This window comes from Paeniglutamicibacter sp. NPDC012692 (assembly GCF_042901625.1).
In the GTDB taxonomy this organism is placed as follows: domain Bacteria; phylum Actinomycetota; class Actinomycetes; order Actinomycetales; family Micrococcaceae; genus Paeniglutamicibacter.
The window spans coordinates 405,473-428,402 of the sequence record NZ_JBIBDE010000001.1 but is presented as its reverse complement, the minus strand read 5'-3'; the positions used below and the strand labels follow the sequence as shown (position 1 = coordinate 428,402).

General features: G+C 66.3%; 22 protein-coding genes, 2 tRNA genes and 1 pseudogene. 8 read left to right on the top strand and 17 right to left on the bottom strand.

All coding sequences use genetic code 11. The annotated features are described in order from the left end of the window. Positions 1-67 precede the first annotated feature (67 nt). The 3 genes from ACFY5D_RS01845 to ACFY5D_RS01835 form a co-directional block, all read right to left on the bottom strand. Positions 68-1,138 (bottom strand): tRNA (adenine-N1)-methyltransferase, encoded by a 1,071-nt coding sequence (locus ACFY5D_RS01845; RefSeq protein WP_387524214.1) that lies wholly within the window; start codon positions 1,136-1,138, stop codon positions 68-70. 99 nt (positions 1,139-1,237) lie between these two features. Further along, positions 1,238-2,380 carry a site-2 protease family protein gene (locus tag ACFY5D_RS01840; RefSeq protein ID WP_387524211.1) on the bottom strand — a complete coding sequence of 381 codons (1,143 nt, stop codon included), beginning with the start codon at positions 2,378-2,380 and terminating at the stop codon, positions 1,238-1,240. Continuing rightward, positions 2,381-3,097, bottom strand: coding sequence for an HAD family hydrolase (locus ACFY5D_RS01835; protein WP_387524209.1), 717 nt, complete (start codon positions 3,095-3,097; stop codon positions 2,381-2,383). It lies immediately after the preceding gene. Positions 3,098-3,158: 61 nt separating this feature from the next. On the opposite strand from ACFY5D_RS01835, the gene ACFY5D_RS01830 reads away from it, so the two are divergent. Together ACFY5D_RS01830 and ACFY5D_RS01825 are read left to right on the top strand one after the other, a co-directional pair. Then, complete coding sequence (locus ACFY5D_RS01830; RefSeq protein ID WP_387524207.1) at positions 3,159-4,133, top strand: PAC2 family protein; 975 nt, start codon at positions 3,159-3,161, stop codon at positions 4,131-4,133. A gap of 132 nt (positions 4,134-4,265) precedes the next feature. Further along, positions 4,266-4,916, top strand: coding sequence for a GNAT family N-acetyltransferase (locus ACFY5D_RS01825; RefSeq protein WP_387524205.1), 651 nt, complete (start codon positions 4,266-4,268; stop codon positions 4,914-4,916). Positions 4,917-4,973: 57 nt separating this feature from the next. Here the strand turns inward: ACFY5D_RS01825 and ACFY5D_RS01820 are convergent, their stop codons facing one another. The 5 genes and pseudogenes from ACFY5D_RS01820 to ACFY5D_RS01800 form a co-directional block, all read right to left on the bottom strand. Then, the gene (locus ACFY5D_RS01820) at positions 4,974-5,831 is read right to left on the bottom strand and encodes a hypothetical protein (RefSeq protein WP_387524203.1); all 858 of its coding nucleotides are present in this window, start codon (positions 5,829-5,831) and stop codon (positions 4,974-4,976) included. 422 nt (positions 5,832-6,253) lie between these two features. After that, a pseudogene (locus ACFY5D_RS01815) lies at positions 6,254-6,619 on the bottom strand (sulfatase-like hydrolase/transferase); the annotation flags it as partial. Between the two features lie 456 nt (positions 6,620-7,075). After that, the gene (gene mshC, locus ACFY5D_RS01810; RefSeq protein ID WP_387524201.1) at positions 7,076-8,353 is read right to left on the bottom strand and encodes a cysteine--1-D-myo-inosityl 2-amino-2-deoxy-alpha-D-glucopyranoside ligase; all 1,278 of its coding nucleotides are present in this window, start codon (positions 8,351-8,353) and stop codon (positions 7,076-7,078) included. Between the two features lie 117 nt (positions 8,354-8,470). After that, positions 8,471-9,295 carry an undecaprenyl-diphosphate phosphatase gene (locus tag ACFY5D_RS01805; protein ID WP_387524199.1) on the bottom strand — a complete coding sequence of 275 codons (825 nt, stop codon included), beginning with the start codon at positions 9,293-9,295 and terminating at the stop codon, positions 8,471-8,473. Between the two features lie 112 nt (positions 9,296-9,407). Next, on the bottom strand, positions 9,408-9,668 hold the full coding sequence (locus tag ACFY5D_RS01800; protein ID WP_387524197.1) for a hypothetical protein: 261 nt from the start codon (positions 9,666-9,668) through the stop codon (positions 9,408-9,410). 41 nt (positions 9,669-9,709) lie between these two features. Between ACFY5D_RS01800 and ACFY5D_RS01795 the strand changes: the two genes are divergently transcribed. Then, the gene (locus ACFY5D_RS01795; protein WP_387524196.1) at positions 9,710-9,964 is read left to right on the top strand and encodes a DUF5703 family protein; all 255 of its coding nucleotides are present in this window, start codon (positions 9,710-9,712) and stop codon (positions 9,962-9,964) included. A 115-nt stretch (positions 9,965-10,079) separates the two neighbouring features. Here ACFY5D_RS01795 and ACFY5D_RS01790 read toward each other — a convergent pair whose 3' ends face one another. The 4 genes from ACFY5D_RS01790 to ACFY5D_RS01775 form a co-directional block, all read right to left on the bottom strand. After that, a complete protein-coding gene (locus ACFY5D_RS01790) occupies positions 10,080-11,258 on the bottom strand; it encodes an acyl-CoA dehydrogenase family protein (protein ID WP_387524193.1) in 1,179 nt (392 codons plus the stop codon). Between the two features lie 58 nt (positions 11,259-11,316). Continuing rightward, entirely contained in the window at positions 11,317-12,642 is a 1,326-nt protein-coding gene (locus ACFY5D_RS01785; RefSeq protein WP_387524190.1) for a M20/M25/M40 family metallo-hydrolase, read from the bottom strand. Between the two features lie 145 nt (positions 12,643-12,787). Continuing rightward, a tRNA-Leu gene (locus ACFY5D_RS01780) sits at positions 12,788-12,870 on the bottom strand. A 185-nt stretch (positions 12,871-13,055) separates the two neighbouring features. Continuing rightward, positions 13,056-13,138 (bottom strand) — tRNA-Leu (locus tag ACFY5D_RS01775). A 448-nt stretch (positions 13,139-13,586) separates the two neighbouring features. Here ACFY5D_RS01775 and ACFY5D_RS01770 point away from each other — a divergent pair. From ACFY5D_RS01770 to crcB, 4 genes are read left to right on the top strand one after another with little or no spacing between them, the layout of a single operon-like run. Continuing rightward, complete coding sequence (locus ACFY5D_RS01770) at positions 13,587-14,744, top strand: glycosyltransferase (protein WP_387524187.1); 1,158 nt, start codon at positions 13,587-13,589, stop codon at positions 14,742-14,744. A 33-nt stretch (positions 14,745-14,777) separates the two neighbouring features. Then, positions 14,778-15,293 (top strand): universal stress protein, encoded by a 516-nt coding sequence (locus ACFY5D_RS01765; RefSeq protein ID WP_387524184.1) that lies wholly within the window; start codon positions 14,778-14,780, stop codon positions 15,291-15,293. Then, entirely contained in the window at positions 15,293-15,730 is a 438-nt protein-coding gene (locus ACFY5D_RS01760) for a fluoride efflux transporter FluC (RefSeq protein WP_387524182.1), read from the top strand. Before ACFY5D_RS01765 ends, ACFY5D_RS01760 begins: the two co-directional genes overlap by 1 nt. Beyond that, positions 15,727-16,104, top strand: a complete 378-nt coding sequence (crcB, locus tag ACFY5D_RS01755) for a fluoride efflux transporter CrcB (protein WP_387524179.1) — start codon at positions 15,727-15,729, stop codon at positions 16,102-16,104. The genes ACFY5D_RS01760 and crcB overlap by 4 nt, the downstream gene beginning before the upstream one ends. 22 nt (positions 16,105-16,126) lie before the next feature. Here the strand turns inward: crcB and ACFY5D_RS01750 are convergent, their stop codons facing one another. From ACFY5D_RS01750 to ACFY5D_RS01730, 5 genes are all read right to left on the bottom strand, one after another. Continuing rightward, positions 16,127-17,053 carry an urea transporter gene (locus ACFY5D_RS01750; RefSeq protein WP_387524176.1) on the bottom strand — a complete coding sequence of 309 codons (927 nt, stop codon included), beginning with the start codon at positions 17,051-17,053 and terminating at the stop codon, positions 16,127-16,129. A gap of 2 nt (positions 17,054-17,055) precedes the next feature. After that, positions 17,056-18,138 carry a HoxN/HupN/NixA family nickel/cobalt transporter gene (locus ACFY5D_RS01745; RefSeq protein WP_387524173.1) on the bottom strand — a complete coding sequence of 361 codons (1,083 nt, stop codon included), beginning with the start codon at positions 18,136-18,138 and terminating at the stop codon, positions 17,056-17,058. A 390-nt stretch (positions 18,139-18,528) separates the two neighbouring features. Beyond that, positions 18,529-19,407 (bottom strand): MaoC/PaaZ C-terminal domain-containing protein, encoded by an 879-nt coding sequence (locus ACFY5D_RS01740; protein ID WP_387527531.1) that lies wholly within the window; start codon positions 19,405-19,407, stop codon positions 18,529-18,531. Between the two features lie 2 nt (positions 19,408-19,409). Next, positions 19,410-20,747, bottom strand: a complete 1,338-nt coding sequence (locus ACFY5D_RS01735) for a 3-oxoacyl-ACP reductase (protein ID WP_387524170.1) — start codon at positions 20,745-20,747, stop codon at positions 19,410-19,412. A gap of 3 nt (positions 20,748-20,750) precedes the next feature. Then, complete coding sequence (locus tag ACFY5D_RS01730) at positions 20,751-22,055, bottom strand: acetyl-CoA C-acetyltransferase (protein WP_387524168.1); 1,305 nt, start codon at positions 22,053-22,055, stop codon at positions 20,751-20,753. Between the two features lie 69 nt (positions 22,056-22,124). On the opposite strand from ACFY5D_RS01730, the gene ACFY5D_RS01725 reads away from it, so the two are divergent. Further along, positions 22,125-22,838: a TetR/AcrR family transcriptional regulator gene (locus tag ACFY5D_RS01725; protein ID WP_387524165.1), complete on the top strand. Its 714-nt coding sequence runs from the start codon at positions 22,125-22,127 to the stop codon at positions 22,836-22,838. Positions 22,839-22,930: the final 92 nt, after the last annotated feature.

Below are 22,930 nucleotides of genomic sequence, written 5' to 3'. Positions count from 1 at the left end.
GCATTCCGGCGTGCGGTTCGGGGGTTTGTGACCACCGAACCGCACGCCGGAGGGTGCGCTGCGCGGGCTACTCGCCCGAGGGCTCTTCTTCCTCGAGCTCGGCCTCGCCCTGCGGCAGCGAGCCGCGCTGGGTCATCGACTTGGCGTCCTTGGCGGCGCGGCGCAGCTTGCGGGCGGAGACGCCGCGTTCGCCCAGGGCCTCGTGGTTCCAATCCTCCGGGGTCTCGGAGCGGGTCCAGGTGGCCAGGTCCTCGGCGGAGTAGGTGTGCTCCTTCACGCGCTTGGCGCCCGGGATGCCCACGGCGCCGTCGGCAAGCCGGCGGCAGGTGATCAGGAAGGCGGTGTGCGCGACCATGCGGTGGTCCGGGCGCACCGCCAGTCCCTCGACGTGCCAGCCGCGGACCATGGTCTCGAAGGACTCCGGCTCGGTGTACAGGCCGGTGGCGCGGATGGCCTCGACGGTGCGGGACATCTGGGTCACGGTGGCCACGTAGTTGACCCACACGCCGCCCGGTGCCAGCACTGTGGACACGGCGTCCACGCATTCCCACGGGGAGAGCATGTCAAGGACCACGCGGTCCACGGAGCCCGGTTCCTCGGTCTCCAGGACCTTCTCCTGGAAGTCGCCGATGGAGATCTGCCAGGCCGGGTGCGGGCCGCCGAAGACGGTGTCCACGTTGCCGCGGGCGATCTCCGCGAATTCCTCGCGGCGCTCGAAGGAGTGCAGGTAGCCCTGGTCGCCCACGGCACGCAGCAGCGACATCGACAGCGCGCCGGAACCCACGCCGGCCTCGACCACGCGGGCGCCCGGGTAGATGTCGCCCATCTGGATGATCTGGGCGGCGTCCTTGGGGTAGACGACGGTGGCGCCGCGCGGCATGGACAGGACGAAGTCCTTCAGCAGCGGGCGCAGGGCCTGGTAGCGGACCTCGTTGGTGTTCTCGACGATCGAGCCCTCGGGCAGGCCGACCAAATCGTCGTGGTAGAGCACGCCCTTGTGGGTGTGGAATTCGCCGCCCGGGGTCAGGGTGATGGTGTTGATGCGGCGCTTCTGGTCGGTGAGCTGGACCCGGTCGCCCGGACGGAAGGGGCCGCGGCGGTTCATTGCGCCGTGCGGCGCTGCTGGCATGTCACTCATGTGTTGCTGGGTGTCCTTTGTGCTTGGGGATCTTGTCGTTTTGCTTGCCTGCTCCGGTCGGCCCTTCCGGGACGGCGGCGAGGCACGGGTGTTGGGCGCCTAGTGCGCGTGGGGTTGCTGCGGCTTGCCGGTGATCGCGGCGACGATGTTCGCCTGGTCGAGCAGCCCGATGATGCGGTTCTGGTCGTCGATCACCGCGTACTCGCTGCCTTCCAGCGTTGCCAGGTAGCCGATCAGGGCGCGGCCGTCGGCGGTGTCGCTGACCACCGCCCCGGGGCTCAACGCGCGGGCCGCGGACAACGCCGGGCTCGCGGCCAGCAGGCCCGGATCGACCTGGCCCAGGGTCGCTTCGTCGATGACGCCCTGCGGGGTGCCGGCCTGGTCGATCAGGATGACCCGCCCGCCGCGGCTGGCGATGCGCGCGGAGACGTCGGCCAGCGTGGAATCCACGGCCAGGGCGGTTGCCGGTTCCATCAGCGCGCGCACCGAGACCAGCGGCAGGCGCAGGCGCAGCTTGGCGTGGGTGATGATCTGGGACGCTCCGGTCCACATGAAGCCGCCGACGAGGATCGCCACGAGCAGCACCTGGAAGTCCAGCGGTTCGTTGCGGGTGAGCGGGCTGATCACGAAGTAGCCGACGATCAGCACCACGATCACGCGCCCGGCCCAGCCGGCGGCGACGGTGCCGCGGTCCTGGGATCCGGTGGCCTTCCAGACCGCGGATTCAACCAGGCGCCCGCCGTCCAGCGGCAGGCCCGGCAGGATGTTGAACAGCGCCACCAGCAGGTTCGCCCACACCAGGATGTCCCAGAGCAGGAAGACGACGCCGGTCGGCTGGACCAGGTGCAGCAGCACGTAGCCGATGCCCGCGATCAGGAAGTTTGCGGCCGGCCCGGCCATGGCCACGGCCAGCGAGCGTCCCGGCGTGGCGTTGAAGGAGGAGAACTGCGTGTGCCCGCCCCACAGGTTCAGGACGATCCGCGCCCCGGGCCAGCCGAAGCCCTTGGCCGTCACGGCATGGGCCAGCTCGTGCACCAGCACCGAGAGCGCCAGCAGCACCGCGTAGGCGAAGGCGACGACGTAGGCGCCGTACCCGAGCCCCGGGATGGCCTGGCTGACCTGCGGGCCGAAGACCACGACGATGAACGCCGCGATCAGGAACCACGACCAGGCCAGAGACACCGGAACGCCAAAGAAGGATCCCAGCGGGATGCCCTCGCGCTTGGCTGGTGTTTCAGTCATTTAGTTTGCCCCGATGCCGATCAGCGTCGAAAGTGTCGACAGCCCGACCCGTTCCAGCGAGTCGATGGTGTGCCATGGACCCGTTTCGGGAACCCGGCTGAGGTGCGGCACCAGCAGCGCCGTCAGGCCTGCCGCGGCCGCCGCGGCGATGCCCGGTGCCGAATCCTCGATGCCGACGACCCGGCGGGCCTCAAGGTCCGGCACCAGGGCCGAAAGCTTCTCCAGGCCCAGCAGGTACGGGTCCGGGTGCGGCTTGCCGCGCGACACCTGGTCCCCGGTGACCTGGAAAGAGAAGTACTCCTTGGGGAGCTTCGAGAGCACCTGCGTGGCCATCGGGCCCTCCGACATGGTGACCAGGCCGCACGGGATGCCGGCGGCGTGCAGTTCCTCGAGCAGTTCCAGCGCGCCGGGGCGCCACTCGACGTGGTTGTTGATCCCGGCCATGACGCGTTCGTTCAGCCAGTCGATGATTTCGCGAGCATCGAGGTCGACCCCGGCACGCTGCAGCACCAAGGCGGAGTCTGGCAGCGCGCTGCCGACCAGCGACAACGCGTCCTCGTGGGTCCAGGACCCGCCGTGGGCGGCGACAAGCTCCTCTTCGGCGCTCATCCAGTACGGCTCGGTGTCCAAAAGGGTTCCGTCCATGTCCCAGAGCACGCCCTGGACATGGGTGTTGCGGGTCTGCACGGGCAAAACGGCTGGATTCTGGGTTGGCATGAGCCAATTCTAATAGGCTTGGGGTTCACATGCTGACGACTTCGCGCGCTAGTGTGTGGTTGTGAGCGAAGATATAAACGATCCGGTGACACTTTCGTCCCTCGTGGCCTCCGCCCCCGGGGACTCGACAGTTCGACCCGCCATCATGATCGTGGCGTTCGAGGGCTGGAACGATGCCGGCGATGCGGCCAGCGAGGCGCTGCGGCTCATCCGCCGCGCCAGCGGCGCCAAGAAGATCCCCGGCATCAGCGACGACGACTTCTACGACTACCAATTCTCCAGGCCGCAGGTGCGCCGCAACTCCTCCGGCAAACGCATCATCAAATGGCCGACCACCCACATGTACCGTGCGGAACTGGAAGACAGTCCCGTGGATCTGGTCCTGCTGCGCGGGGTGGAACCCACCTACCGGTGGAAGGCCTTCATTGCTGAGATCCTCCTCCGGGCCGAGGAGGAAAACGTGCAGGGGGTCATGGCCCTTGGCGCCCTGCTCGCGGATGTCCCCCACACCCGCCCCATTCAGGCGTCGGTGACCAGCGACGATCCCGGGGTCCGCAAGGCACTCGGCGTCCAGGAATCCGGATACGAGGGCCCCACCGGCATCCTCGGGGTGCTGGCACAGGTTGCCGAGGCCTCGGGATTGCCGACGTTGAGCATCTGGTCGGCGGTGCCGCACTATGTGGCGCAGGCGCCCTCGCCCAAGGCCGAGCTGGCGTTGCTGCACAGGGTCGAGGAATTCTTCCCCCTGACGATCGACCTGGAGGAACTCACCGAGGACGCCCTGGCCTGGGAACGCGGGGTCAACGAACTGGCCAAGGGCGACAGCGACATAGCGGCGTACGTGCGCCAGCTGGAGCAGGCCCAGGACGAAACCGAGCTGCCCGAGGCCACCGGCGAGGCGATCGCCAGGGAGTTCGAGCGCTACCTGAAACGCCGCAACCGGCCGGACTCCCCCGATGTCGACTCCCCCGATGAGCCCGGCGGACCGGAAAACCCGGAGAGCCCAGAGAGCCCAGAGAGCCCGGAAAGCCCGTAGGGTACGGCCTTCCACATGCACAACGGCCCTTTGGCACCGGGGTCGGTCCATGCGGCACGGGGTGCTTCTGTTCAGCAACATCCATGTGACTTGCTGCTTTGCATGACGACTGCACACGGATAGGTTTGGGGAATGCTTGAACTAACGGATGTATGGCCCCTCTTTGGCCTCACGATCAACAGCCCGCGGCTGGAACTGCGGCCGGTCCGGGACGAAGATCTGCCAGGGATCATCGAAGCAGCCATCAGCGGGATCCATGACCCCGCCGTCATGCCCTTCTCCACGCCTTGGACCGATGCGCCCAAGGAAGAACTCATGCGAAACACCGCCAGGCACCAATGGCACGTCCGTTCCGGCATTTCCCCGGACAACTGGACGTTGAACCTGGTGGTCAGCCACGAAGGCACACCGATCGGCATGCAGGACATCGGTGCACGCAATTTTTCAATCCGCAAGACCGTGACCACCGGTTCATGGCTTTCGCGTCGTCACCACGGCCTGGGTTTCGGTAAGGAAATGCGTGCAGCTGTTCTGTTTTTCGCCTTCGACCATCTCGGGGCGGAAGTCGCTGAATCCTCGGCCGCCGTCTGGAACCGCTCGTCGTTGGGCGTCTCGCGCAGCCTCGGATACTCCCGGGGCAGCGTCAAACGCGTAGTCGCGCGCCCCGGCGAACTGGCGGAACAGCAGGAAGTAAGCGTAACGCCAACCGAGTTCAAGCGCCCCGACTGGGTCGCGACCGTCACCGGCCTGGAAGCCGCGAGGAAAGAACTGCTGGGACAGTAGGACCAGGCTGCATCCGAAGTGGGAATACGTGGAAGCGGGCGCGACACCGGCGGCATCTCATGGCCCGTATTCAACCCTCACAGTGCCGTTATTGGGCAGCACCACCACGGTTCCGCTCCCTGCTTTCCACCCGTCCGGCAGAAAAAACAAGTTCCCGCCACTGAGGTCCAGCAGGCGGAGCCCGGCGTAACGGTAAAGCGGGGCGGTGCTATTGCCCAGCGCTTCCTCGGTGACTCCCTCGGCGCCGATCGCCAACCGCCCGGTGCTGTACAGCTCCACCTCGGGCAGCGAATTCACGTGCTGTTCCAGGTCCGAGGCTATGCGTTGGCCCACGGTCCGGGCATGGTCCGCGGCGCCCCAGAACAGCAACACCGCCACCAATCCGAGCAGCAGTGCCGCCTCGCCCGCACGCTGTTCGATGGACAGCGGCGGCGGTGGAACGGCTTGTGCCAGCCGACGCAACCGCGCCGCCCACGCGGCCAGCAATACCCCCACTGCCACGACATACGGAGCGTATAAGACAGTCTGGTCGGGGTCCAACACCACCAGCAACAGTGCGCCACCGGCCAGCACGAATCCGGCGACGGCTGCGACCCCGGCGATGAGCCGTACCCTGGGCCAGGCACGGCCGTCTCTCAGCCGTTCGGATAGTCTCCGGTCCAGGCCCAGCCAGAAGAGACCGACAATCAACAAACAGACCATCGGGATGGCCGCGTGCATCATGCTGAAGCGGACATAGTCCTGGGTGGTGTACCCGAACAGCTCCACGTTCAGGCCCAGGGCTTTGGCCTCGGCATCGGCCTTGACCCAGCCGAAAAAGACCAGTACCGAGCTAATCAGCGTGATGGGTGGGCCGATAGTGGCAATAACGGCTAGCACCCGGGCCTTGGACGGGCCGCTGGCCCCCTGCGTCATGGCGTTACTCTTCCCACTGACGTTCCATGGCCAACTTCAGCCGGTCCTCGGCGGTGATGAAGTGGTCCTGGCTGGCATATTCGGGTTCGATCACGCCCATTCGATCTCCCCGCTGAAGCCGCCGTCGGTTTCTGAGTACCGGTCCGAGACGTCCGATCCGTGATCGATGCCGATGTCTGCTGCTTCGTCCTCAAGAAGATCGTCGATTGAGTGTGATCGACGTGGCCGGTTGCTACCGGGCTGTCGTCCGCGCGCATTGTGACTCTTGCGCCCTGTCCCAGACTGTGTCCGCCGTCGACGGAGAGTGCCCACCCGCAATCCTGGGCCATGATGGTGCTGCTCGAATCGGGCTGGCGCATGGCAGCGTCGGCGATGGTGCGTGCCTTGTTCTTGGTGTCAGTGACCGAGTGCTCGTTCAGGCCCGATATACCTCGGAAGTGCCGCTGGGTGATGCCGCCCATCCCGACCGTGTGATGGTTTCGCCCGGACAAAACAGCGGCTCGCGTCGGCGAGCACGGCGCAGTGGTGTGGAATCGGATGAATCTCGGGCCGGCGGTGGCAAACCGATCTGCGGTTGGGGTGGCACAGGCTGCCCCGTAGGTGCTTGCGGTACAGAAGGCGACATCATCCAACAAGGTGACGCGCACGTTTGGCGCTCCGGGTGGTGGAAGTGTTGACCGGATCGGTGAAAAATGCGAATGCGGATCCGTGGCATCGTAGGCCGGAAGACCGCAAGAACCCGGATCCGGAACACGAAGGGAGGCGGCAGTTGTTCGGTCGTTTTCCATGTCGGTGACCTCGATAGGCTAGAACGAGCCCAAATCTAAGGCTCATCATAGGCTCGGGCCCGAATCGTGTCTACGCACACGGAGCCCCTGATACGTCTTGTTCATTGCCTTCCATGAGCAACATTTGCTCACCCCATGCGGCATGAGGGCCACCGTCCGGGATCCCGAAAAGCGTCAACGGTCGGGCGCGGATCCTCCTTGACCTGGAATTCCTGGTGGCCGCCAACCCTATCCGCACGGTTATCGTGACCGCCAGCGGGCCACCTCATTGTGCCGGTCGTTGCCCTGCCCGGTTGAGACCAGCCTCGAAATAGGGGCCGAATTCGCGAAGTGAAACTTGTTTGCAACGCAAAGGGCGCGTTCCGCGAACCGCAACCTTTCCCGCTGGCTGCGGGGCTGATGGCGGAACGCGAAACGCGCCCCCTTTGGTTTCCGGAAAGCGGCCGGAAACGGAATCTAGAAGAGCTTGAGTCCCAGCAGGGCGTCAAGCGCGTCGGCCAGCAGCTTCCCGCCGGCTCCCTGCGAATCGTCCTGCACGGCAGGTTCCTGGACGCTAAAGGCGTCAAGCACGGCAAGGGCCGCGGGTGCGTTCAGGTCGTTGGCCAGCTTGGAACGGATCCGGGTGATCACGGCGGTGGCTTCGGAGAGCGTGGTGCCCGGAATGCGGTTGCGCCAGCGCTCGACGCGGCGCTGGCCCTCGACCAGCAATTCGTCCGTCCAGAACCAGTCCGAGCGGTAGTGCTGGCCGAGCAGCACTGCGCGAATGGCAACCGGCTCAACGCCCGCGGCACGCAGCTTCGAGACCAGCACCAGGTTGCCCAGGGACTTGCTCATCTTTTCGCCGTCAAGGCCCACCATGCCGGTGTGCACGTAGGTTTCCGCCAACGGCTTGCCGTCCAGGGCGGCGGCGTGGCCGGCGGAGAATTCGTGGTGCGGGAAGATCAGGTCGGAGCCGCCGCCCTGGACCGTGAACGGCGCAGGCAGCAAGCGGCGGGCAATGACCGAACATTCGATGTGCCAACCGGGACGGCCGGCACCGAGGCTCGCGCCGTCCCAGCGCGGTTCGCCCTCGCGTGCGACGCGCCAGAGCAACGGATCCAACTCGTTGCGCTTTCCCGCGCGCTTCGGGTCCCCGCCGCGTTCGGCGAAGAAGCCCATCATGGTCTCGCGGTCGTAGCCGCTGACGCTGCCGAGTTCCCACGCGCTGTTTGCCGAGGCAATGGCGTCGAAGTAGATGTCCCCGTCGGGGTCCCCGCCCTCTCCGGGCACCCGGTAGGCAAGGTCCTTGGCAACCAGCTCTTCGATGAGCGGCACCAGCCAGGAAATCGACTCGACGGCACCGACGTAGTGCTGCGGCGGAATGACGTTGAGCGCTTCCATGTCGGCACGGAACAGGTCGGTCTGTTCCTCGGCCAGGGCGACCCAATCCACGCCGGTGGCCGCGGCGCGCTCGAGCAGCGGATCGTCGATGTCGGTGACGTTCTGCACGTAGGTGACATCGCGTCCGGCATCGCGCCAGGTGCGCTGCAACAGGTCGAAGGCAACGTAGGTGGCTGCGTGCCCCATGTGCGTTGCGTCGTATGGGGTGATGCCGCAGACATACATGCTCGCCGGCGCATTGGACTTCTCCGCGGGGGCGGTGTCAACAAGCGAATGGCTGGAGGTGTTGTGGACCTCCAGAATCGGAGCGTTTCCCGGGATATGCGGGATGGTGGGCGCGGACCATGCAAGCACGGGGCGTCCTTTCTCTTGGGAGATGTCCCAAGTGGATGGGGAGTACTTACTTTCAACAAGCCCGTTCGGGGCTCAGTTATTCCACCGACGATCGGTACACCGGCGGGATTGCTGGAATCAGGCGTTGATGAGGCCGAACCCGAGCGCCAGGTAGAGGGCCAGACCCAGGGCGATGCGGTACCAGACAAAGAGCCGGTAGCTGTGGGTGGAAACGTACTTCAGGAACCAGCCGACGATGACAAAGCCGACGACAAACGCGATGACGGTTGCCAAGCCGGTCTGCGGCAGGGAGTAAACGCCCGGCTCGTCCAGGGACTTCACGAGCTTGTAGAGCCCCGAGGAGAACACCGCAGGGATGGCCAACAGGAAGGAATAGCGCGCCGCCGCTTCGCGGGTGTAACCCATGAACAGGCCGGCGGTGATGGTGCCGCCGGAACGGGAAACTCCGGGGATCAGGGCCATGGCCTGCGCGAAACCGTAAATGATGCCGTGCTTGGGGGTGAGTTCGCTAAGCTCGCGGTCCTGCCTGCCGTAGTGGTCGGCGACGGCAAGAATCAGGCCGAAGACGATCAGCGTGGTCGCAACGATCCACAGGGAACGCAGGGTCGTGTCGATCTGCTCCTCGAAGAGCAGGCCAAGCACCGCGATCGGCAGGGAGCCGACAATGATCAACCAGCCCATTTTGGCGTCCGGGTCGCTGTGCGGGACTTTTCCGCGCAGAGCGTTGAACCAAGCACCGATGATGCGGACGATGTCTTTCCAGAAGAACACCAGGACCGCTGTTTCCGTGCCGAGCTGGGTAATGGCGGTGAATGCCGCCCCCGGATCCGCCGCATTGGGCAGTAATTCGCCGACGATGCGGAGGTGCGCACTCGAGGAGATGGGGAGAAATTCTGTCAGACCCTGGATCAGCCCTAGGAAGGCTGCTTCAAACCAATTCACGTACCGACATTACTTCACCGAGCCACATTGGGCCTTACCGGCACCCCTTGGACGGCCAAAGTTAATACCAGGGAACTATCTTTTACCGGCGGACCCGGATCCCTGAACGACCCTACTCACGCAACGCATCCGGGCCGGATTCGAAGTCCCGGAAACCCTCGTCATCGTCGTCTTCATCAACTACGCTCAACGGTAAGAATTCTTCGTAGGCTTCATAGAGTGCATCCTCATATTCCTCGAAGGCATCTGCAACGGCCAGAAAAGCGGAGCTGAGATTCGCATCCTCGGCACCGCGTTTCGAAGCCACTGCGGCAAGGTGCTCTTCAAGGCAGCTAATCAAGACGCTGAGGGCAACGCGCGGGTCTGTACTCATGGGCTAGACGTTACAGGCACAGCCACACGATGGACAGGGACATGATCGAAAAGATAATTCCGCCGCAAAGAATGACTGCCGGATCGCCCGACACGGTAACCCAGAGGTATGAGTATCTGGTGATCACCACACTTCCGCATGAGCAGCGGTCGATGGTGCGCGGTATCCTGCGCGAACATGCGGAATACGGAAAATGGGAGCTCATGCGCAGCTGCCTCTACCAAGGCGGCGGGCAAAAGTACTGGATGCGGCGCCGGGTGATGCGCGTGCGCCCGACCCTGAACATTCGAGCCTAGCTTCGGCAACGCCGGCGGATAGCCACCCCTGCCACCCGGAACAAGCCGAGCCAGATCGCGCGCTGACCACGTGAGGCAGCGCCCGCGCAGATCGGCTTGGGCGCTGCGGCCGGGCCTAGGACTCCACGGGCCCCAACAGCCAGGATGCGACGGTGGAGTGCGCGGATTCGGCGTTCGAGGGGTGGTACAGGCTGGCAAGCGCGTCACGGTAGAGGCGTTCGAGTTCGGAACCCCTGAAGTACTGGCCTCCGCCTGAGACCCTTGCCGCGATCTCGACGCACGCCCGGGCAGTGTCCCCCGCCTGCGTGCGCAGCGTGACCAGCCGCGGGAACCACTCCGGGCCGTGGTCAACGAGGTCGTCCAGGTCACGGGTGGTCATCCGCAGCATCGCATCCAGCTGCAGCACCTTCATGCCGGCGTCGGCAACCTGCCAGCGGATGTCGGGGTCCTGGTCGTAGGTTCGCCCGTCGTACTTCAGGGACTTGCGCTTCGCGGGCTGGGCCGCGGCCAGTTGCATGCCGCGTTCGGCCAAACCCACATAGACGGAGGCCGTCAGCGACAGGAACGATGCGAAGATTCCGAACACCAGCGGGTCTGCCACCGGGCCCACGGGCAGCACGGTGTGGATCTGCCCGGCGGGAACCCGCGCCGCGGTGAGGATCGTGGCGTTCGACTGCGTGGCCCGCATACCCAGCGTGTTCCAGTTCTCGGGAATTTCGATGCCAGGGGTCTCCCGGTCCAGGAAGCCGTGGACCAGCAACGGCGCCTCGGCATCGGCGTCCTTCCCGAAAACCCCGAGCTTGGTCCAGACGGGCGCCAGGGAGGTGAAGACCTTGACCCCGGTGTAGGCGTATGAACCGTCGGCGGCGCGGACGGCGGCGGTGACCGAGTCGAAGAGCACCTCGTCGTTGCCGGCCTCGGACACGCCAAAGGCCATCACCTCGCCGGCTGCGACCCAGTCCAGCACCATGTCCAGCCGGTTGTCCCCGCGTGCGGCGAGCAGCGTGGCCACGCCGGTCCACACCAGGTGCATGTTCACAGCCAGGGCGGTGGCGGGCGCGTGGGCTCCCAGGAGCCGCTGCGCTGCCGTCATGGTTTCCATGCCCCAGCCGAATCCTCCGCGCTCCGCCGGCAGCATCGCCCTGAGGTAGCCGGCGTCCTTCAGCTCGTTGAAGTCGTCGATGCAGAAGGTGTTTTCGGCGTCGTAGGCGGCGGCTCGCGCCCGGAAGCGCTCGAGCATCTGTGTGTCGAGCACGTCGGCAATGGTTTTCACCTGGGTCACGTTCGCTTTCATTCAAGAACGGCCGGGCTGCACCGCGCGGTGGCGTTCGGTGCAGCCCGGCCGGTAGGTCCTAGTAGGTGGTCAGCAGGTCGCGCAGGACCCGGGTCCCGAACTTCAACGAATCGACGGGCACCCGCTCGTCGACGCCGTGGAACATTCCGGTGAAGTCCAGTTCCTCGGGCAGGCGCAGCGGGGCAAAACCGTAGCCGGTGATGCCCAGGCGCGAGAGCGACTTGTTGTCGGTGCCGCCGGAGAGCATGTAGGGAAGCACCACGGCCTCGGGATCCTCGCGCCCCAGAGCTGCAACCATCTGGTCGACCAGGTTTCCGGCGAAGGGAACCTCGAGGGCGCGATCCTGGTGGACCGAGCTCAGGTGGACGTCGGGGCCGGCCAGCTCGCGCAACTTGGCGATGACTTCCTCGTGCTGGCCCGGCAGGGTACGGACGTCGATCAGCGCCTCGGCGGCACCCGGAATCACGTTGTGCTTGTACCCGGCGCTCAGCGCCGTGGGGTTCGAGGTGTTTTGCAACGTCGCGCCGACAAACCTGGCCACATTGCCCAATTCGTCGAGCAGCACCTGGGGGTTGTCGTCGGTGAATTCTATCCCCGTCATGGAGGAGACGCCCTCCAGGAAGGCCCGCGTGGTGTCGGTGTAGGAGATGGGCCAGTCGTGTTCGCCGATGCGGGTGACCGCGGCGGCAAGCCGGGTGACTGCATTGGCGTCGTTGGTCTGCGAACCGTGCCCGGCACGTCCCGCGGCCGTGAGCTTGAGCCAGGCAATGCCCTTCTCGGCCGTTTGCAGCAGGTAGGCGCGCTTGCCGTCGATCGTCGCGGAGAATCCGCCGACCTCGCTGATGGCCTCGGTGGCACCCTCGAAGAGTTCGGGATGGGTCTCCACCATCCAGCGGGCACCGTAGTCTCCCCCGGCCTCCTCGTCGGCGAAGAACGCGAAGATCAGGTCGCGGCGCGGGCGGATGCCGTCACGCTGCATCTCGCGCAACACCGACAGGATCATGGCATCCATGTCCTTCATGTCGACGGCGCCGCGTCCCCAGATCATGCCGTCCTTGATTTCGGCGCCGAACGGGTCCACCGACCATTCATCCTTGAAGGCCGGAACGACGTCGAGGTGGCCGTGGACGATCAATGCCGGCAGGGACTTGTCCGTGCCTTCCATGCGGGCCACGACGTTGGCGCGCCCAGGGGCGGATTCAAGTAGCGTTGTTTCCAGCCCCACCTCGGAGATGAGCCCGGCGACGTATTCTGCCGCGCTGCGCTCCCCCGGCCCCTCGTTGCCGCCGAAGTTGCTGGTATCGATGCGGATCAACGCCTGGCAGATGCCCGCGACTTCGTCCTCTGCGGCGATTCGGGCCGAGACGCTCTCTTCAGCTGACATGGTGGGATCTGCCTTTCACGGGGTGGATGACGACTTCAACCATATCCAGTTTCAGGCTCGGAGAGCGAGAGCACGACGCGTGGCGAAATGCATTTAATACAAGAAAACCCCTGGTCAGATTCTCATCTGACCAGGGGTTGATCTGTGCGAAGGAGGGGACTTGAACCCCCACCCACATAAGTGGACTAGCACCTCAAGCTAGCGCGTCTACCATTCCGCCACCCTCGCTGGTGACTGTCGAACCGGATGAATTTCCGAAGAACTTTGTTTCCGTTGTTCGCAGCGAGATAAAATACTAGCACGGTTTTGACCCGCCCGCGCACACCCCGCAATCAGTGCAACCCGAGGGCGCAACTGCGTGCAAATACAAGAAAACCCCTGGTCAGATTCTCATCTGACCAGGGGTTGATCTGTGCGAAGGAGGGGACTTGAACCCCCACCCACATAAGTGGACTAGCACCTCAAGCTAGCGCGTCTACCATTCCGCCACCCTCGCTGGTGACCATCGAACCGGCCGAGTTCCGAAGAACTTCGCATCCGTTGTTCGCGGCGAGATAAGACTCTAGCACGGCTTTGGCGCACACTCCAATTCGGTGCCTCTTGCGGCCAAAAAAGCCGTATTCACAAGGAATTTCACGTCTTTTTCGAGGCAAAAAGCCTGGATTGCCCAAAATATGTGGGGAGCGTCATATCGTGCGGGTTGATTTCGCCTTGATGGCCGGAAACGGGCATCATTTTCCGCTCCCCGGTGTTATTAGGATTAGCAGTGTTGCACCTGCCGAGGGCCTTGGCCCATGGACGGGCACAACCACCCGAATTTCCCAGACACATCCAGTAGGCGGACCGCACCAATGCTCGATCCAACGATTCATCCCCGGCGCATCGCGATGGTCTCACTCCATACTTCGCCGTTGGAGCAGCCAGGCTCCGGAGACGCGGGTGGGATGAACGTCTATATCCGCCACCTTGCCCTCGCGCTGGCCAAGGACGGCGCAATCGTCGATGTTTTCACCCGCGGCGCCACCGAATCCCGCGCCACGGCCATGGCTCCCGGCGTCACCTGCCACGAAGTGCAGGGCGGTCCGCCGGGCAAGCTCACCAAAGAGGAGCTGGGCAACCACCTCGATGCGTGTGCAGAGGCAATCCTCGACTATGCCGCGGACTTCGCCGCCTACGACGTGATCCACTCGCACTATTGGATGTCAGGGATCGTTGGCCTTCGGCTGCGCGAAACCTGGGGCATTCCGCTGGTGCACACCATGCACACCATGGGCAAGGTGAAGAAGGCGTCGGCCAAGACGGAGGAATCGGGGGCACGGATCGCCGGGGAAATGTTCATTTGCGAGCAGGCCGACCGTCTGACAGCCAACACCCCGGCCGAGGTTGTCGAACTGATCGAGCTGTACGGAGCGCAGGCCCACCGGGTGGACGTGGTGGCGCCCGGCGTCGACCTCGAGGCGTTTCACCCCGGGGTGTGTGCCGAGCGCATCGGTGCCCCGAATTCCTTGCGCGTGGTGTTTGCGGGACGGATCCAAAAACTGAAGGGACCGCAGATCCTGGTCAGGGCCCTGGGCATCCTGGCCCGCGAGCGACCCGAACTGGACGTGAAGCTTTCCGTGATCGGTGCCAGGTCCGGCGCCAAGGAGCTGAACCTGCAAAGGCTCGTCGAGACCGAGTCCGTGGAGCACATGGTGAGGTTCTCGCTGCCCATGCCGGCCGGGCACCTGGCACGCGCGTTTCGCTGCGCCGACGTTGTTGCGGTCCCGTCCTACAGCGAATCGTTCGGCCTGGTGGCACTCGAGGCGCAGGCCTGCGGAACTCCGGTGCTTGCGCACCGGGTGGGCGGCCTGCCCTATGCGGTGCAGGACGGGGTCACCGGAATCCTGATCGACGACACCGAACCGGAGTCCTGGGCACGCGAGCTGGCCCGGTTGGCCGAAAACCCGAACCTGCGCCGGACCCTGGGCTCCCGGGCCGCGGCCTTCGCATCCGCCCACGGGTGGGAGGAGACTGCCGCGGCGTCCGTGATCTCCTACGACCGGGCCCGGCCGGGCAGCCCCCGTGTGGGGCCGCGCGAACTGCACTCCCCGCCGGCCGCATAGGACATGCCCCGGAGGAACCGATAGGCTCCACCTATGAGCCAGAATCCGAATCCGCCGCGTCCGGTCATCGTCGGCGTGGCACCCGGGCAGCCTCCCCGCGTCGTGGAGCAGGCAGCGGATTTCGCCCTCCGCTTCGGCGCCGAACTGGTGTGCGCGTTCGTGGACCAGGCCCGCCTGCCGCTGCCGGCGGGAACCAACGGGTCCGAGCATTCCGCGCCCATCGATCCCGACCCTGCCGACGACACAGAGGAAGCCTTCGACGCCGAGCTGGCCTCGGAATTGGAACTCATCCTGAGGGACTCGGGTGTCACCTGGAGGACCCTGGTGCTGGCGGGCGAGGTGTCGGCCGCCCTGGGGCGCCTTGCGGAACGACTCGATGCCGCCATGATCGTGGTCGGAACGCACGAACATTCCGTGGGCGGCAGCATCCAGGAATTCTTCAACCGCTCCGTCGCGACGCACCTGGCCCACAGGCAGGGCAGGCCCGTGGTGGTCATCCCGTCCCGTGCGCCCGGAGCGGAATCAAGGCTGCCGCGGCGGGGAGACTGATGGGCGGCACGAACCGTCCCAACCACCTGAAGTGGCGCATGTGGGCGGTGGTGGCCGTCGGCGGCGCCTTCGGGGCCGCCGCACGGGAGGCCTTTTCCCTGCTCATTCCCGCAGCGGACGGCGTGCCCGTGGCCATTGCCACCGTCAACATCCTCGGCGCGTTCCTGCTTGGCGTCCTCTACGAGGCGCTCACCCGCCCCGGAATTCCCGGCGACCGGGCAAGCCGCCTCAAGTTGCTTCTCGGCACGGGCTTTTGCGGAGGGTTCACCACCTACAGTTCACTCGCCGTGGACGCGGCCCTGCTCGGCATCCACGGGCACCCCGGAACGGCGCTGCTTTACGTGTTCGGGACGGTGGCGCTGGGCGCCTGTGCCACGTGGGCGGGCATCGTCCTCGGTTCCCGGTCGACCAAGAACGCGCGGGAGGGCAGCCGGTGACGCCCTGGTTGTTCCTGGCCCTGGCCGTGGCCGGCGGAATCGGCGCCGCTGTGCGCTACGCGGCCGACGGATTCATGAGGTCCAAGGCACCGGCAGGCTACCCCTGGCCGACGACCCTGATCAACGTTTCCGGCTCGCTGGTCCTCGGGTTCCTAACTGGCATGGCCATGGACACACTGCTCCCGGCGGACCTCCTCATCGTCTTGGGCACGGGCTTCCTCGGCGGGTACACCACGTTCAGCACGTCCAGCTACGAAACCGTCCAGCTCGTTCGGGACCGCCGGTACGCGGCGGCCCTCGGCAACGGCCTGGCGCTGGCAATTGCGGCCGTCGCCGCCGCCTGGTTGGGCCTGTGGCTGGGCGGCGCGTTCTAGCCGCCGAATCACGGGCCGCGGCTTATCTCCGGTGCAACCGGGGCGACACCTGGATCAAGACCAGACCCAGCCATGTGGTCAGCACGTACGGCCAGGTGTAGGTGGGCCCCGGGAGCTGGTGCATCGCCAGCGTCACCACGGCCGTTATCGCGGCACCGGCCACCGCAAACACCCAGGGCACCCAGCGTCCCTTCGCGAAGACCACGGCGAAGGCGATGGCCGTCAGCACACCCGAGTACCCGCTCAGGCCGTTGGCCGTCCGTTGAAGGTTCTCGTGCATGGCGATGGCGCAGACGGTACCCACGAGGCTTCCGACGATCGCCGCAACGCCGACCTTCCAGTGCGCGATGAACAGCCCGGCCAGGATCAGCGCTCCTCCCCAGACGCTGTCGACCAGGACCACCTGGGAAATGTTGGTGAAAAGCGACGCGAAGAACTCCTGGGGATCGGTTCCGGACAACCGCAACGGCGAGTTCAGGCGAAGTCCGTCGATACCCACCCAGATCAGCGTTGCCACCAGGCAAAACGGGGCCGTGGTGGAGGGAAGGTCGAATCTCTTGAACGGCTTGGTTTCCAAGAGCCGGACGGTCAGCTTGGTCACCGGGGCGCACAGCAGTCCACCGGCGATGGCGAGGGGATAGGAGAACCAGGGAGCACCCAGGGCCGAGTAGGTCGATGCGCCGATCAGGGCGCCGCAGAACCCCTGGCAGCCCGCCCGGATGTCCGCGCCCGGAGCGCCCAGCAGGCGCCCCGCCGCCGAGGATGCGGCCGAACCCAGCACCACCAGGACGGCCATCCACCAGTTCTGGGCAACGAAGGCCGCCAGGATCAGCAGGCCGGTCAGGACGTTTGTCTGGAAGAAGATCTGCGACAGCCCGTGGAGGACCGTTGCCGCCGCGCCCCGTCCCGCCGGTGCCCCAACGCTTCGCCCTGCCGCCGTGCCGCCCATTGCTAGCTCCGCTCGCCCACAACTCCGCTGGATTCATTCTTGCGGGCCCAGCGTTCCTCGACGCGTCCGAACTTCCAAAAGGCCGTCGATCCCAACCAGGCCGCCACGAGGACGCCCACCACCAGGTACCCGATGTTTTCCAGGTCGAATCCGGCAATCCACAGGGTGAAGGGGTCGCTCAGGCCGAGCTTTTCATTGAGCAGCCCGATCAACTCCACCCCGCCGATCACCACGGCCACCATCACCGAGATTCCGGTGACGGTCAGGCTGTAGTACACCTTGCGAACCGGGTTGATGGCCGCCCATGAGTATGCCTTGACCATGACCGCGGAATCGAGCGTGTCAAACAGGCTCATGCCTGCCGCGAAGATCACTGGAAGGCACAGCACCGCATACCAGGGCAGGCCACCGGCCACCCCAGTCCCGGCCAGGAGCAGCAGGGCGATCTCGCTGGCGGTGTCGAACCCGAGGCCGAAGAGGAACCCGACGCCATACATCTTTGCGGGGCGGTCGACGGACTTGACCAGCGGCCGCAGCAGCCGGTTGATGAAGCCGCGCCCGTCCAGCTGCCGTTCGAGCTCCTTCTGGTTCAACGTGCCCGTCCGGGCCCGGCGCCACACCTTGAGGATGCCGAAGAAGGACACCGCGTTGATCAGGCCGATCAGGATCAGGAACACGCCGGAGACCAGCGTGCCGAAAACCCCCAGGACGGTGCGTATGCCGTTGCCGTCGGAGGCCAGCCCGACCGCCCAGGAAACACCGAGCGCGAGCATCGCCGCCATGAGGAAGACGACGCTGGAATGCCCCAGGGAAAAGTACAGCCCGACGCCCGCGGCCGGCTTCTTCATGTCGACCAGCTTGCGGGTGGTGTTGTCGATCGCGGCGATGTGGTCGGCATCGAAGGCGTGCTTGACGCCGAGGATGTAGGCCGTGACGGCCACGCCCACGCCGAAGACGGATGACCCCCATTGGATGTGTTGGGGATAGACCACCACGAAGAACGTCCCCAAGCCAAGGGCGTGCAGCAGGACGACGGGGATGAAGACCCGGACGACCTCGCGCGCGTAGGAGGTTGGGGCGGCCATTGCATCAGCTCTTTCGATCAGGGGGCCGCGGCGTTGGCCGGGCTGTTGGTCCCCAACAGCCCGGCCATGGTGTTCGCCTTGGCCATCGCGTGGGGGTCGTCCCCATGATACTCAGCCGCGCGCCCGCTGCGTATGCCAAGTTGCCGACGCCGAACAGCCCCTGCTCCCCCGGCGCGGGAGCAGGGGCGCGCGGAACGGCTTTCGTCGGCAACCTCCCGTGCCAGCACCTCGTCCCTGACCTCAGGCAACACGGCACGAACGGCCGCCGGCGACCAGGCTGGCGGAAGCGGCCCTTGGCAAGGTGGACGTTCGAACATGACACGTCCTGACATGGCACGGGTGCCCGATCCCCGAGGGACCGGGCACCCGTGCCTCGCTGGATGGCCCCCGCTAGCTGCGGACGATCGATCCGGCAAAGTGGGGCTTGCCGCTGCGCGCGCCCCATCCGCTGAACACTGTCGTCCGCTCCTCGTCGCTGAACGCGACGTCGGCCGTAGAGGGCAGGAACACCGGGGTGGAGAACTCGATGTTCCACGAATACCCCGAACCGTGGGGGGCGGCGCCGGCCAGCGCCCGGCCCGCCAGGTACATGCCGTGGGCGATGGCCCGCTTCATGCCCAGCGCTTTGGCCGTGGGGGCCCAGAGGTGGATGGGGTTGTAGTCGCCCATGACGGCCGCATAGGCGCGCCCCGTGTTGGCCGGCAGCACCCAGGAACCGGTGCGCGTCGGCGCCGCAAACGGATCCCGCGGGGCGGGCTCCCCGGCCGGCTTGGGTCCCGGCCAGACGCCGCGGGCCAGGTAGGTCGACACGCCGCGCCAGACAAGTTCCGTGCCTTCGCGCACCTCGGCGACAAGGTCCAGCTGGGTCCCCGCACGGTGCTCGCGCAGGTCCGCCGCATAGGCAAGCACGCTGAGCTCCGCCGCGGGGGAAACGGGGCGCAGGTGTTCGGCCGAGTTGGCAAGGTGGACCATTCCCAGCAACGGGAGCGGGAAGTCCCCGCGCACCATCACGGACATGGCCACGGGGAAGGCCAGGCCGTGCACGAAGACGCTGGGCAGCTCCTCGCGCACGGTGTCGCCCATCAGCCGCTGGTAGGCGACCAGGTGGTCCCGATCCACGCGAAGCCCGGCCACCCGGTGTTCAACCCGGGGAAGGACCAACAGCGGCGATTCCCTGCCGGGGAGCAGGCCCTTGGCCTGGGTGCCGAGCGCCTTGGCGTAGAGCGAACCCAGCGAGGGGACCTCCGCCAGTTCCAGGGTGCTGCGCATGCTCACGCACCCACCAGGGACTGCCCGCACACGCGCAGCGTCGACCCGTTGATGCCCGCCGCCGCATCCGAAGCCAGGAAGCCGATGGCCTCGGCGACATCCAACGGCAAACCGCCCTGCATCAGCGAAGGCATGAGCATGCGCGCCACGGTGCGGGTGGCCACGGGGATCTTGGCCGTCATCTCCGTCTCGATGAAGCCGGGCGCCACGGCGTTGATGCCGCCACCCCGGGATGCAAAGGCCGCGGCACTGGCGCGCACCATGCCGATCACCCCGCCCTTGGAGGCCGCGTAGTTGGTCTGGCCGCGGTTCCCGGCAATGCCCGAGGTCGAGGCCAGCGCCACGATCCGCAGCCCCGGGAGCCCCGCCGCCAGGAACGCCTCGTTCATCCGCAGCTGCGACTCCAGGTTCACGGCAACGACCGAGTTCCACCTGGCCGCGTCCATGTTGGCCAGCAGCTTGTCGCGCGTGATGCCGGCATTGTGGATCACGATGTCCAGCTTCCCGTGCCGGGACCTCGCGTGCTCGATGATCACCGCCCCGGCGTCCTCGCGGGTGATGTCCAGCTGCAGCGCGGTGCCCGAAACCTGGTTGGCCACCTTCGCCAGCGCATCCCCCGCCGCCGGGACGTCCACGACGACGACCGTCGCTCCGTCACGCCGCAGCGTCTTGGCGATCGCCGCTCCGATGCCGCGGGCGGCACCCGTCACCACGGCGACCTTCCCGGCCAACGGCTTCTCGAAGTCGGCAGGGAGCTCCCCGTCCGTGGAATCGACGCGCAGGAACTGGCCGTCCACGTAGGCGCTGCGCCCCGACAGCAGGAAACGCAACGCGGCAAGCGCCGAGGGTGCGGTGGGGTCGACGCGCTCGCCGAGCACCACGCCGTTGGCGGTGGCCCCGCCGCGCAGTTCGCGTCCGAGGGAACGCACCGAGCCGTCGATGCCCTGGCGGGCCGCGGCCTGCGCGGGCGTGTCGGTGGCCAGGGCCGGGCGGCTGAAGGAGACGACGCGGCCGCCCGGGGCCAGCTGGCGCAGGGCGTGCCCGGCGGCGAGCATCGGTTCGGAGAGTTCGCCCGGTGTGGCGACGTCGTCGAGCATCAGGATGATCGCGCCGATCTTGCCTTCGCCCACGGCGTGCCTGCGCACATCGAGTCCCCAGCCGAGCAAGGTGTCGGAGAGTCCCTGCGCGGCCGTGCTGCTGCCAAGCAGCAGCACGGGGCCGGGCACCAGCGGCGCCCCGGGGGTGTGGCGGCGCAGGATGGAGGGCCGCGGCAGGCCCAGGGTCTTGGCGAGGTTCTTGGTGAAGCCGGAGTTCACGAGTTCAAGGTACTTGTCGGCCATGGTTTAGCGCGCCTCCAGGATCGCCACGACGCCCTGCCCGCCGGCGGCGCACACGGAGACGAGTCCGCGGCCGGACCCCTTTTCGTGGAGCATCTTTGCCAGCGTGGCCACGATGCGCCCGCCGGTGGCGGCAAACGGATGGCCAGCTGCCAGCGAGGAGCCGTTGACGTTGAGCTTGGAGCGGTCGATGGCTCCCAGCGGCTCGTCGAGCCCCAGCTTGTTCTTGCAGAATTCCGCGTCCTCCCAGGCAGCGAGCGTGGCGAGCACGGTCCCGGCGAACGCCTCGTGGATCTCGTAGAAGTCGAAGTCCTGCAGGGTGAGGTTGTTGCGCTCGAGCAGGCGGGCCACCGCGTAGGCGGGCGCCATGAGCAGGCCCTCCGCCCCGTGCACGAAGTCCACTGCGGCGGCCTCGAAGTCCACGAAGTTCGCGAGCATCGGCAGGTCGTTGGCGCGCGCGTAGTCCTCGCTGCCCAGCAGGACGACGGAGGCGCCGTCGGTCAGCGGGGTGGAGTTGCCCGCGGTCATGGTGGCGGCATCGCCCAGGTTCTTGCCGAAGACGGGCTTGAGGCTCGCGAGCTTTTCCAGCGTCGAATCCGCGCGCAGGTTGGTGTCGCGGCTGACCCCGGCGAACGGGGTAATCAGGTCGTCGAAGAAGTTGCGGTCGTAGGCGGCGGCAAGGTTCTTGTGGCTGGCCAGCGCCAGTTCGTCCTGCGCCTCGCGGCTGATGTCCCACGCCTTGGTGGTCAGCGCCTGGTGGTTGCCCATCGACAGGCCGGTGCGCGGCTCCCCGGTGCCCGGTGCGTTGGGGGCCAGGAAGCCGGGACGGAACTTGCTCATGGCCTTGAGCTTGGCCCCGGTGGTGCGGGCCCTGGAGAGGTCCAGCAGCATGGAGCGCAGGCCCTCGGAGACGGCGATCGGAGCGTCGGAGGTCGTGTCGACGCCGCCGCCGATCGCCGAGTCGATCTGTCCGAGCTTGATCTTGTTGGCCAGCGAGCCGATGGCTTCCATGCCCGTAGCGCAGGCCATCTGCACGTCATAGGCGGGGGTCTCGGGGGAGAGCGAGGTTCCCAGCACGCATTCACGCACCAGGTTGAAGTCCTTGGAGTGCTTGAGCACGGCGCCTCCGGCGACGACTCCCAACCGCTGGCCCTGCAATCCGAAGCGGGCCACCAGTCCGTCGATCGCCGCGGTGAGCATGTCCTGGTTGCTTGCCTTGGCGTAGGCGCCGCTGGAGCGTGCAAAGGGAATTCGGTTGCCGCCGATGATGACCGCCGGACGGACCAGTTGGGTGTCGGACTGTGCAGACATGTAAAAACTCCTCGAGCAGAAATGTGAGATGCGTTACTGATACCCAGCGTACCTGATACGCTGAGTATCGTGAACAACCAACCCGCCGACGTGACCACGTCGCAACAGCTCGAAACCAGTGGCGATGGCCGCTCCGCACGCTGGGACGCGCACCGCGCCTCCCGCCGGCTGGAGCTCATCAAGCTGGCCCGACGCGCGATCCATGAGCTCGGACCCAACGCCTCGATGGAGGACATCGCTGCGCAGGCCAACACCAGCAAGTCGGTGTTCTACCGGTACTTCGGCGACAAGGACGGGCTGCGACACGCCGTCGGCGAGTACGTTATCAAGAAGTTCCGCTCCGGGGTGATCGCCGCCGGACGCAAGTCCCGCGACAACGGGGACGCGCTCCACGCAATGATGCTCGCCTACCTGCAGATGGCGGCAAACTCGCCGAACATCTACTTCTTTGTCACGGCGGGCCCCGCCACCGACGTGCTCACCGATCCCGCCGGTGCGGGCGGAAAGGTCCGCGACGGCGCCCTGAACGACTTCTTCGAGGAACTGACCTCGATGATGCGGGAGCGCATGCACTCGTACATGGGCATCGCCCCGGGCGAGTTGGCCAGCCCGGCACTGGAGCTCTGGCCGCGCGCGTCGATCGGCATGGTCCGCGCGGCCGGCGAATTGTGGCTGCGGGCCCCGGACACCAGCCAGCGCCCGAGCATCGAGGAACTGGCGCAAAGCATCACCGGATGGCTGACCCACGGCGTCGCCCACCAGGCTTCCGCGGAAAGCCGCTAGCCTCCACCAGGACTTGCCCGAAGCGGCAAAGCAAGAACCGAAACACCAGACACATCACCGAAGCGAAACACCTCAAGGATCCGACGACAGTT